The following is a 933-nucleotide window of genomic DNA, read 5'->3' as shown; positions in this document are numbered from 1 at the left end:
CCGTTATGTGTAATTTTAGCCGCAAACGCAGTTAAAACAAAAAGGCTCCGAATTTCGGAACCTTCTTTTTATCATTTCATTTTTCTAAAAAACTTGTACAACAAATCGATTTTATTTGAACAAAGAATTGGCATTGCTTCAAAAAGGGTTTCTTCATCCCATTCCCACCATTTCATTTCCTGCAATTTTTGGATGTCATCATCACTAAATCTCTTTTTTATCAATTTGGCTGGATTTCCCCCTACAATTGAATAAGGTTCAACATCTTTTGTAACCAAAGCACGACTGCCAATAACAGCTCCATCTCCTATCTGAACTCCTGGCATTATCATAGCTTCACTACCAATCCAAACATCATTCCCAACAACTGTATCTCCTGCTTTTTGAAATCCATCTTGGCTTTTACTGAAAACATCAAATTCAGACATATAAAAAAATGGAAAACTGGAAATCCAATCATATTTATGACCTTGATTACCTGCCATTATGAAACTTGCACCGCTCCCTATTGAACAATAAGAACCGATAATTAGTTTATCGACATCATTCCTGTCCGGAAACAGATAACGAGCACAATCGTCAAATGAATGACCGTGATAATAACCAGAATAATAAGAATATTTACCCGAAATTATATTGGGATTAGTTATGTGGTCTTTGATTATTTTTCCTTTAAAAGGACTTTCGAAGTAATTTTTCATTATTTAACATATTTAATTTACAATAAGAGACAATAAGGAAACGAAGAATAATACTAAACTATTCTCTTCCTATACGTTGCGTAAAGTAAATTTGCTAATCTGATAATTTCATCTGACAAAGATACTAAAAAACTACACATAACATCGCATTGGCAAAATGGCGGGTTAAGTTCAAAATTCAACTTTTGTGCTTTTTATTCCGCCGAATGTGTCCCACATTCAGCTTTTTTTT

Annotated in this window: 1 protein-coding gene; it reads right to left on the bottom strand. The window is 33.3% G+C overall.

The window, feature by feature from the left end; all coding sequences use genetic code 11:
- Nucleotides 1-71: 71 nt before the first annotated feature.
- Complete coding sequence (gene catB / locus IX84_RS30380) at nt 72-701, bottom strand: type B chloramphenicol O-acetyltransferase (protein WP_010256763.1); 630 nt, start codon at nt 699-701, stop codon at nt 72-74.
- Nucleotides 702-933 lie beyond the last annotated feature (232 nt).

The sequence above is a fragment of the Phaeodactylibacter xiamenensis genome, from assembly GCF_000759025.1.
GTDB classification, from domain to species: domain Bacteria; phylum Bacteroidota; class Bacteroidia; order Chitinophagales; family Saprospiraceae; genus Phaeodactylibacter; species Phaeodactylibacter xiamenensis.
This window is presented reverse-complemented; position numbering and strand designations above follow the sequence as displayed.